This window comes from Rhodoferax sp. (assembly GCF_028689305.1).
Lineage (GTDB): Bacteria > Pseudomonadota > Gammaproteobacteria > Burkholderiales > Burkholderiaceae_C > Rhodoferax.
Genome location: NZ_JAQTWM010000124.1, coordinates 1 through 8,010, shown reverse-complemented (window position 1 = coordinate 8,010; position 8,010 = coordinate 1). Strand labels below are relative to the sequence as shown.

The window sequence follows — 8,010 nt, the reverse complement described above, 5'->3', positions numbered from 1 at the left end:
ACAATGCCACGCCAGGCGGTATGCGATTCAATCACCGAGGTATCCACCGCCACACCCGCCGACGCAAAACTTTCTTTGGCAGCCTTGACCGCGGCATTGGCTTCGGCTGTGGCGGCGCTCAGATACTCGGCCTGCCCGTAAGCAAAGTCGGTCCCAACACCCGTGAAGGGATAGGGATCAATGACATAAATCACCGTTACCGAACTGCCGAAGGCCTTGGCAAGCTCCGTCGCCTTGCCCACGGCCACTTGTGACGTGTTTGATCCATCCACGGGAACCAGAATATGTTTGTACATGAAATACTCCTCGGAAAAATATGGGTGGGACTATTGTGAATCAGCCGCCGGGCCGTGCGTGGTGAATTCACATTTTTTATGCTTCATCACCCTGGAAATTGTGGGCGCGCAGTGTCACGACCAGGGTGTCGCGGAAACAATCTTGCGGCGACAACCCGGGCGTTGTCAACGGCTGGATTGGCGTGGTTTCATGGATCACACGGGTATCGTCCAGCAGCAGCACGGACCAAGGCTCCGTCAAAGTGAAACGCTGGCCATTGGGACCATCTGCCTCAAACACCCGCGTCTCACCCCCCTTGATGTTCTGGCGATTCACCATGAACACGGCAACCATGTCCATCCCGTCACGATGAGCGCCTTCTGGTGTGGGCCGTCCGATACCGTCGGTGGTGTCAATGCGGAACTGGTGCACCTCCACAAACCAGGGCTGCTCCCCTTTCAATCCAGAACACACCTTCCCCAACCAGAGCAGCAACTGGTTCCACACCGGTCTGCCAACCACCGTCGGCAGGATCGGCTCAAACAGCCGTTGCATGCCACCATGCAGGGCGTTGTATTCCAGCGGCTGCCAATGGGCCCGATGTGGCACCTGCCGCACGGCGCCGTCACTCACCACAAAACACGCGTGCCGACGCCGCCGGTAATGCCCACCATCCTTGAGATAGTTGTCCGGCGGCAAATCAGCCCAGGTGTCACGAAGCGCATCGAGCGCCTGAACGGGGCAGTCACTCAGGGCGCACACACCCTGAGCACCCAAAACTGCGTAACCCTGGCGTTGCAGGGTCTGGGCGCATACAGCAGGTTCCACCGCTGGCGCCGGAGAAAAAAAATGGCTCATACCCCAACTTTAACGCCTGCCGCCCCCGTCTAAATCAGATTTCTTCCGGCACCATCTTGATCGCCCCGCACGGGCACTCTGACACACAAATGCCACAGCCCTTGCAGTAGTCGTACTTGAACTCGAAGCCTTTGCCGGGGCCCTTTTTGATCACCGCGTTGTCGGGACAGACGCCATAACAGTTGTCACACTCAAAACAATTGCCACAGGACAGACAGCGCCTGGCCTCAAACAGGGCATTGCTCTCGTCAAGCCCGCCCTGCACCTCCTCAAAAGTGGACTGACGGCGAATGATGTCCAGCGTGGGCCGCACGGTCTTGGGCGCATCGCTGTAATACCAAGTGTTGAGTTTTTCAAACCCGGCCACCTCGTTTTTTGGCGGTGCCACATACACCTCACCACGCAACCAGGCATTGATGCTGCGTGCGGCCTTTTTGCCGTGGCCAATAGCCACCGTGGCATTGCGTTCAGCCGGCACCATGTCGCCGCCGGCAAAAATCCCGGCGTGACCGGTCATCATCTGTGCGTCAACCTGCACCACCCCGTCCTGCACCACCAGACCGGGGACACCGTCAATCAGCGACAAATCCACGTCCTGGCCAAGCGCCAACACCACCGAGTCGGCCTCCAGCGCCTCAAACTCACCCGTGGGCTGGGGAAAACCATTCTCATCCAATGCCATTTTTTCCACCATGATCGACGACTCACCGGCCTGCTTGATGGTGGACAGCCACTTGATCAACACCCCCTCCTGCAAGGCTTCCTCCACCTCAAAATGGTGTGCAGGCATTTTTTCGCGACTACGCCGGTAGACGATGATGGACTCGGTCGCCCCAAGCCGCTTGGCCGTGCGTGCGACGTCAATGGCTGTATTGCCCCCACCGTACACCACAACACGACGCCCCAACAGCGGTTTGTCTTCACCCTCCATCGAGCGCAGTACCGACACGGCATCCAGCACCTTGGCCGAATCACCTGCCGGGATATAGGCCCGTTTGGCAATGTGGGCCCCGACGGCCAGAAACACTGCATCAAAACCACCCTGCTGCTTGGCCTCCAGCACATTGCTGACCTTGGTGTTGTAGTGGATTTGCACCCCCAGATCGACAACACGCTGCACCTCGGCATCCAGCACCTGACGCGGCAGGCGGTACTGCGGGATGCCAAAACGCATCATGCCGCCCGGCAACGGCCCGGCTTCAAACACCGTCACGGCGTGGCCCATGCGGGCCAAATGGTAAGCAGCGGACAGTCCCGATGGCCCGGCCCCCACCACCAACACTTTCTTACCGGTGGCGGCAGCAGGTGGCGCAAATTGCCAGCCTTGGGCAATGGCCTGATCCCCCAGAAAATGCTCGACAGAATTGATACCTACTGGTGCATCCAGTTGCCCGCGGTTGCAGGCCCCTTCGCAGGTGTGATAACACACGCGGCCCATGATGGCGGGAAACGGGTTGTGTTCCACCAGGCTGCGCCAAGCCGCTTCATAGTCCCCCGATTCCGCGTGGAATAGCCAGGCCTGAATGTCTTCACCCGCCGGACATTGGTGGTTGCAGGGTGGAATACGACTCAGGTAGACCGGGCGCGTCGTGCGCCATGAACCCGTGTGATTGGCCAGCGAGCTGCCGACATCCAGTGTGATGGCAAATGGTTTTTGCATGGTCATTCCCCCAACAATCCAAAACGGCGGATATTGCGATCCGCCCGCGCCTGCAGGCGTGCGATGGTGGCCACATCCGGGCTCTTGCCAAACAGATGGGCAAAACGTTTTTGGGGTTTGAGGTAGTCCTCCACCGGCACCTGGTGGCGGATTTTCAGCACCCCGGTGACTTCGCCGCGTTCAGCCTCGAACACTGGAAACACGCCGCTTTCCACCGCCAGCCGCGAAAGTTTGATGGTGTCATGCGAAGCTGCCCCCCAACCCAGTGGGCAAGGAACAAAAACGTGGATGTAGCGCGCACCGTGAATCGACATGGCTTTCTTGACCTTGTATTCGAGGTCGCGCAAGTCAGCCACCGTGGCCGTGGCAACGTAGGGAATTTCATGGGCCATGGCAATCAGCGGCACACTTTTGCCTTGGCCAAATTCGTTGCCAGGATGAGGGCCGACCGACATCGTGGTTGCGGTGCGTGCGGCTGGTGGTGTGGCGCTGGAGCGCTGTACACCGGTATTCATGTAGGCTTCGTTGTCGTAGCAGATGTACAACACGTCGTCATTACGCTCGAACATGCCCGAGAGGCAGCCAAAACCGATGTCGGTAGTGCCACCGTCACCGCCCTGCGCCACCACACGCACATCGCTGCGCCCCTTGGCTTTCATGGCCGCAGCAATGCCGGTGGCCACGGCGGCGGCATTGCCAAACAGCGAGTGCACCCAGGGCATCTGCCAAGAGGTTTCCGGGTAAGGGGTGGAAAACACCTCCAGGCACCCTGTGGCATTGGCCGCAATCAGCTGCCCGTTGGTGGCCGCCATCGCGGCATCAATCGCATACCGCGCGCCCAATGCCTCACCACACCCCTGGCAGGCACGGTGCCCTGAATTCAGTGAATTGCTGCGTTGGGCATCGGCCTGCACGCTGCGTTGCTCCGGTGCCAGCAGGCGGTTGCCCACGGTAAACGTACCGGTTTGGTAAAACTTGACTAAAGACTGTTCCATGGTAGTGCCTCGATGGATGCTCAGGAAACACGGGAAGACACCGTACCGATGTCACGCAGGATGCCCTCGGCCACCGGACCAGACCGGCGCTTGGTTTTCTCGCGCTCCAGCACCCGGTTCACCACCGTCCAGTCCAGATCCAGGAAAGTCAGTAACTCCAGCTTGTCGGCAATGGCGTCGAGCAGCAGTTTGTGCACCGACGTCTTGGTGATGGCCCGTCCGCCCAGACCGGCCACCACGGTCAGCACCGGCTGTGGCCGATTGCGCACAGCACTGCGCACATCGCGTGACACAATGCCGCCAATGCCCACGGCAAAGCACTTTTCAATCACCACAATACGCTTGGCCTTGGCAGTGGCATCACGAATGGCCGAGATCGGGAAGGGCCGATACGAGGTGATGCCAAGCACGCCGACCTTGATGCCTTCAGCGCGCAAATCATCCACCGTGTCCTTGATCGTGCCCAGCACGGAACCCAAGGCAATCACAATGGTTTCGGCATCTTCGGTCTGGTAGGTCTTGATCAACCCGCCTGAATCACGACCAAACTGCTGCTTGAACTCCTGAGCAATCTGCGGAATCAGGTCGAGTGCCTGCATCTGCTTGGCATGAGCCAGATAACGCACTTCGGTAAAAGCTTCCGGCCCCACCATGGCGCCAATCGTCACCGGGTCATTGGGGTCCAGCACCTGGCGCGGCTCATAAGGTGGCAAAAACCGGTCCACCTGGGCCTGATCCGGCATGTCCACCTGCTCATACGCATGGGTCAGGATAAATCCATCCATACACACCATCACCGGCAGCGACAACTCCTCGGCGATCTTGAACGCCTGAATATGCAAATCCAGCGCTTCCTGATTGGTCTCGGCAAACAATTGCAGCCAACCGGCATCTCGCATCGACATGCTGTCAGTGTGATCGTTCCAGATGTTGATGGGGGCACCAATGGCCCGGTTGGCCACGGTCATGACAATCGGCAGCCCCAAGCCGGACGCGTTGTAAACCGCTTCCGCCATGAACAGCAGGCCCTGGCTGGCAGTGGCGGTATAGGCCCGCGCACCAGCGGCAGAGGCACCAATGGCCACACTCAGCGCTGCAAACTCCGACTCCACATTGATGAACTCACAGGGGGTCAGCGCGCCCGATTTCACCAATTCACCCAACCCCTCCACGATGTGGGTCTGGGGAGAAATCGGGTAGGCGCAAATCACCTCCGGGCGGCTGAGCGCCACCGCCTGCGCCACGGCATGCGAGCCTTCACATTGTTCAAGCATGATGAGTCTCCTGGGCCTCTTTTTCCTGTTGCATCACGATGTCATAAGCTTCCTTGGCTGCGGCCTGATTGGCCTTGGCCACTGCACCTGAGAATTTTTGCGCAATCGCCTGCTGCACGGCTTCCAGTGAAATCAGGCCGCCAAGCGCCGCAAACGCCCCCAACAAAGGCACATTGGGCACCGGGCGCCCGACATGTTTCATGGCCAGCTCGGTCGCCGGCACGGTCAGCAGCCGCTCTGACCGAAAGCCTTTGACAAATTCGCCCAAGCCCATCTCGTCAAAGCTGCGTGTGGTGTTGACCAAGATGTAGCCATCTTTTTTCAGACCACCAAACACATCCACCTGATGCAGCAGGGTCGGGTCCTGGATGATGATGGCGTCGGGTTGCATGATGGGTTCACGCAGGCGGATTTCCTTGTCATCCATGCGGCAGAAAGCCACCACCGGCGCACCGGTGCGCTCGGAGCCAAAGCTGGGAAAGGCCTGCGCGTGGCGCCCGCCAAGAAACGCCGCGATCGACATCATCTCGGCCCCCGTGACAACGCCTTGGCCGCCACGGCCGTGAATACGCACCTGAAACATGAATGACTCCTCCAAGCGTGCGGCCCGCGCGAACCTGTGCCGCGGGTGCCGTTTTTCTGACAGGGTGGATACTGCTACTTGAGAATAATCCGGTTTTGATGCAGATCAATGTTTTTGATGTCTGCCGTTCGTGTCACCAATGTATGAAAAAAACATGATGTTGATCAATCTCGCTAATGGTGGACTTGTATATGCTCCCGCCTTCATTTGACTGAAAGGAATCGGTATGCCCGTATTGGAATGGTCTGACACCCTGGTGCTTGGTTTGCCCACGATGGACGACACCCATCACGAATTTGTGGAACTGCTGGCCAGGGTGGTGGCTGCCAGCGATGCCGGACTGCTGCCGCTTTGGCGCGAACTGGTCGCACACACCGATGAGCACTTCGGGCGCGAAGACCGCTGGATGAAAGACACCGGCTTTGCCAGCACCAACTGCCACACCACCCAGCATCAGGTGGTGCTGCAGGTGATGCGCGAAGGTGAAAAACGAGGCGAAGCCGGTGAACTGGCCGTGATTCGCCAGATGGCCGACGAACTGGGCATCTGGTTTCCCCAGCACGCCCAGGCCATGGATGCCGCACTGGCGCTGCATTTGCGCAGTGTGGGTTACGACGAACACACCGGCCAAGTCAATCTGCCGCAGGCGCTGCCGGCGACAGAAATCCAGGGCTGCCACAGCCCGGCCTGCTCCGGCCATGAAGAACCTCAGGACAGTGCCGCCACCGTCTGACCGGGGTGGCTAACCAGCGTTCATCAGCGATTCATAGCAAGTTTCAGCCGACCAATACCTTCGGTGATCCTGGCCACGTCAGCCGTAGCAAAACTCAGGCGCAGTGTGGCCAGATCAGGGTCATGGGCAAAAAACGGGGCGCCCGGTACAAAGGCCACCCCCTGGTCAATGGCGCATTTGGCAAAGTCATTGGCATTGGCCATCTGGCCGTTGGCGCCGGTCAGACGCGCCCAGAAGAACATGCCACCCTGTGGTGCGTTGAAGTCAATCGCAGTCCCCAGATCACTTTGCAGGCGCTGCGCCATGACGCGGGCACGCTCGGCATAGGTCTTGCGCACCACCGCCAGCGTGTCATTGAGGCGGTTCAACGTCAGGTAATGGGCGCAAATCGCTTGTGTCAGGTTGCTGGTGTGGGCATCGCTGAACTGTTTGCACATGACCGCCTTGGCCAGCAAAGCTGCAGGCGCAATCAGCCAGCCCACGCGCAGCCCCGGACTCAGGATCTTGCTGAAACTGCCGCAGTGCGCCAGCCAATCGCGGCTGCCCGGCACGTTATCGCTGAGTGCCAGCAGGCTCGGCGGAGGCGCCTGGTCAAAATACAGTTCGCCATAGGGATCGTCTTCAACCACCAGCGTACCGGTCCGCACGGCCAGTTCCAGAATGCGTTTGCGCCGCTCCAGACTGAGCGTGGCGCCACTGGGATTGCCAAAGTTGGGAATCAGGTAAACCAGCCGGGGTTTGTGTTCCGCCATCAGCGCTTCGAGCTTGTCCACGTCCACACCATGGGCGTCAATCGGCGCGCCAATGACCTGCGCCCCATAGAGCCGAAAACACTGGATGGTGGCCAGAAAAGTCGGCGCTTCCACAATCACCTTGTCACCGGGCGAAATCATGGTCTTGCCAATCAGGTCCAACGCCTGCTGGCTGCCGGTGGTGACGATCAGGCCATCCGGCGTCACCGTGCTGCCCTTGCCCGCCATGAACTTGGCAAGACCTTCGCGCAGCGGCTGGTAGCCTTCGGTGGCACCATATTGCAGCACCGGACCGGGGTTGTTGGCCAGCACCGCCTGGCTGGCCTCGGCAATGCCCTGGGCATCAAACAGCGCTGGGTCTGGAAAACCACCGGCAAAGCTGATGATGCCGGGTTTGCCCAACAGTTTGAAGAGTTCGCGGATGGCCGAGGTCTCCACGTTTTGAAGGCGCTGCGCAAATTGCATGACGGATGTTGCTGAATGTTGAGAATCAAAAAAACCCCTGCGGGCCGGACTGATACCGTCGCAGCACACAGAAAAGCGAACATCAAGGTTACCATGGTCAAGGCGCATCCTCCCGGACTCCAAACCTATGACCCCTGCGAACATCCAAGCCTTTTTTGCCACCCTGGCGGCCAGCAACCCGCAGCCACAGACCGAACTTGAATTTGCCAGCGTGTTTGAGTTGCTGACTGCTGTGTTGTTGTCAGCACAGGCCACTGACGTCAGCGTCAACAAAGCCACCCGCGGCTTGTTCCTGGTGGCCAATACTCCGCAAAAAATGATGGCGCTGGGCCTGGATGGCCTGGAGCGTCACATCAAGACCATTGGCCTGTACCACGCCAAGGCGCGTCACCTGCTGCAAACCTGCCAGATCCT

General features: G+C 59.4%; 8 protein-coding genes and 1 pseudogene. 2 read left to right on the top strand and 7 right to left on the bottom strand.

Going from position 1 to position 8,010, the window contains the following annotated elements; all coding sequences use genetic code 11:
* The 6 genes from PHW99_RS17220 to PHW99_RS17195 form a co-directional block, all read right to left on the bottom strand.
* Window positions 1–296, bottom strand: a 296-nt coding sequence (locus PHW99_RS17220) for a universal stress protein (protein WP_300180503.1), incomplete at its 3' end; no start/stop codon positions are given.
* Window positions 297–372: 76 nt separating this feature from the next.
* Complete coding sequence (locus PHW99_RS17215) at window positions 373–1,134, bottom strand: 2OG-Fe dioxygenase family protein (protein WP_300180500.1); 762 nt, start codon at window positions 1,132–1,134, stop codon at window positions 373–375.
* 34 nt (window positions 1,135–1,168) lie between these two features.
* Window positions 1,169–2,794, bottom strand: a complete 1,626-nt coding sequence (locus PHW99_RS17210; protein WP_300180497.1) for an NAD(P)-binding protein — start codon at window positions 2,792–2,794, stop codon at window positions 1,169–1,171.
* Between the two features lie 2 nt (window positions 2,795–2,796).
* On the bottom strand, window positions 2,797–3,789 hold the full coding sequence (locus tag PHW99_RS17205; RefSeq protein WP_300180494.1) for a thiamine pyrophosphate-dependent enzyme: 993 nt from the start codon (window positions 3,787–3,789) through the stop codon (window positions 2,797–2,799).
* A 20-nt stretch (window positions 3,790–3,809) separates the two neighbouring features.
* Entirely contained in the window at window positions 3,810–5,063 is a 1,254-nt protein-coding gene (locus tag PHW99_RS17200; protein WP_300180491.1) for a transketolase C-terminal domain-containing protein, read from the bottom strand.
* The gene (locus PHW99_RS17195; RefSeq protein ID WP_300180489.1) at window positions 5,056–5,646 is read right to left on the bottom strand and encodes a 2-oxoacid:acceptor oxidoreductase family protein; all 591 of its coding nucleotides are present in this window, start codon (window positions 5,644–5,646) and stop codon (window positions 5,056–5,058) included. Before PHW99_RS17195 ends, PHW99_RS17200 begins: the two co-directional genes overlap by 8 nt.
* 226 nt (window positions 5,647–5,872) lie before the next feature.
* Between PHW99_RS17195 and PHW99_RS17190 the strand changes: the two genes are divergently transcribed.
* A complete protein-coding gene (locus tag PHW99_RS17190; RefSeq protein WP_300180487.1) occupies window positions 5,873–6,379 on the top strand; it encodes a hemerythrin domain-containing protein in 507 nt (168 codons plus the stop codon).
* Between the two features lie 23 nt (window positions 6,380–6,402).
* Here the strand turns inward: PHW99_RS17190 and PHW99_RS17185 are convergent, their stop codons facing one another.
* Window positions 6,403–7,596 carry a PLP-dependent aminotransferase family protein gene (locus tag PHW99_RS17185; protein WP_300180484.1) on the bottom strand — a complete coding sequence of 398 codons (1,194 nt, stop codon included), beginning with the start codon at window positions 7,594–7,596 and terminating at the stop codon, window positions 6,403–6,405.
* A 127-nt stretch (window positions 7,597–7,723) separates the two neighbouring features.
* Here PHW99_RS17185 and PHW99_RS17180 point away from each other — a divergent pair.
* A pseudogene (locus PHW99_RS17180) lies at window positions 7,724–8,010 on the top strand (endonuclease III); the annotation flags it as partial.